This is a genomic window from Moorena sp. SIO2C4 (assembly GCF_010672485.1).
Taxonomy (GTDB): domain Bacteria; phylum Cyanobacteriota; class Cyanobacteriia; order Cyanobacteriales; family Coleofasciculaceae; genus Moorena; species Moorena producens.
Map to the genome: position 1 here is coordinate 1 of NZ_JAAHGN010001255.1, position 1973 is coordinate 1973.

The 1973-nt window shown below is 43.1% G+C and carries 1 protein-coding gene and 2 pseudogenes; all 3 read right to left on the reverse strand.

The window, feature by feature from the left end:
• Positions 1-145: 145 nt before the first annotated feature.
• A pseudogene (locus tag F6K20_RS36280) lies at positions 146-542 on the reverse strand (IS701 family transposase); the annotation flags it as partial.
• Positions 543-821: 279 nt separating this feature from the next.
• Positions 822-1451, reverse strand: coding sequence for a class I SAM-dependent methyltransferase (locus tag F6K20_RS36285; protein ID WP_008187707.1), 630 nt, complete (start codon positions 1449-1451; stop codon positions 822-824).
• Between the two features lie 49 nt (positions 1452-1500).
• A pseudogene (locus F6K20_RS36290) lies at positions 1501-1973 on the reverse strand (NarL family transcriptional regulator); the annotation flags it as partial.

Here is a 1973-nt window from a genome sequence, read left to right on the forward strand (position 1 = left end):
TGAGTGGGGGAAACCACGGCAGCGCGGTCATGGGGGAGACCCCCAAGACCGCGCTGCCTCCCCAAGACCGCGCTGCATCGCTTTTTTTGATCAAAAATCGTGAGAGGCCAGAAAAACTGGTCTTTTAGTGGGACTTAAACAAAAATCAAGCCCAAATGAAGCCTAAACTGGCTTTATAAGCAGCAAACACCTCCTGATTGTGAGTTAGTTAGCCAATTAAAGAAACGAAAAGACATAGCTGTACGGAAAGCCTCCAAGGCTTCTGTAAAAGTATTCATTCGCGTAGCGTGGCCAAGGTTTGGAACGCCCATCGCCAAAGTAATCCCCCGGTTAACTTATGCCAAAGAATAAAAATATAGGCACAAAATACTAGAATAAAATGGTGAATTAGACTTCTTTTATCCCTGACTTGGTATTCTTTCAACCCTAGCCAACCCTTGGCTTCCCAAGAAAATACTTCCACCCAATTTCTTTGGGAATAGGTCATTACTATCCACTGTTTTGTTACTTTTTTTTGCCTCAACATTGGTGATCAAATAATCACGGTGCGCGCCTCCTAGGGCGAGTAAATCGCCCTTTCGACGTGAAAGGTTGATCCATCATAGATTATACCATAATTTTGCTCTTTTTATCGTTTAAGTCCCGATAGTTGCTGTCCCCAATGATTGTAAACTTCTCCTGATTAGATTTTAGAGATCTATTGTCGAAATCCTTGACTAAAAGACATTTGATCGATTTACCCATAGTATGGAACCAGTCTCCAAGAGTCCCTAAGTGTTAATGCAATATTTGAGACCTCAAGAATAGAGAAGATGGTAGGGTCATTTCTTAATGATGGGAGCTCCGATTGTTTTGTAGTCCCAATACTGAGAAGGTAGGGGTGGATTTACATCAACAACCTCAAAATCGATCTTGGAAAAGCCAGCTTCTTGCAATAGTTTTTGATGTGCTTCTGGTATTTCAGTGGCAACCCGTGAAAAATAAGTAAATGTTCCATTTTTTTTGAGTAACCGACCCGCTTCCTTAAAAAAATCGTGTTGGTGGAAACTTCCTGCATCCTCTGGAGTTAGTGGGACAGTATCAAACAGAATCCCATCAAAACTCTCATCATCAAAACGTGAACTAACCTCTTGCCAAAAACCTGGGACAATTTCCATCCTACCTATCCTCAAGGCTTCAGGGAATTTTTGTTGCGCGAATTCGCGTACATCTGGGTGGGCTTCAAGGATCGTATGTTTCTCAATGTCGGGGGAGTCTTGAATAAAACCTGCTGATAATCCAAGTCCAAAGCCTAATTCTAGTACTTGTCCGCCATTTGAAGTTGCGATTGAAGCCAACTTCTTCATATACGGAATTTCCCAGTCCTGCATTACTTCGACACCATTAACGCTCAATTGATCGGGAGTATAAATGGCTTTTTTTTGTATCCAATTTTGTTGCTTGGTATCCAATTTTGTTCCTTAACTAGCTATGCTCGCTGCATATTGAAACTACCCAAATTTAAAAGTAGGATTTCAACATACCACGCCTGCGTACATCACAAGTTGCACAATGTAACCCACCTCCAAAAACATAATGGTCTTTAAAGTCCACTAAAATTGGCTTTAAGCCTATCTCTTTAAAAAACTTAATCGTTGGTTCCTCACTCTTCTCCACAACCACTCGCTCCTGATCAATCATCAGAATATTCATAGAAAGCCAGCGGCTGGACATATGAAATTCGGCGTTTGCTACGCCCCTGGGAGGATAAAGAATTTCCCATCCTCCCTGCTTAAACATCTCTAGGATATCCGGTGAGATGCACGGACGGTCAGGGCAAGACAAGACACGCCCTTCGCCGATGGGAACCCAAGTTGCATCCATATGTATGGGAGCTGGATCACGGAACTTGACTGTGTGGACTCGGTACTCCGAGCCAAGATGCCTCTGCATCCACTGAATTCCCAAGTCGTTGGTGACGTGGCTCCTCTGTG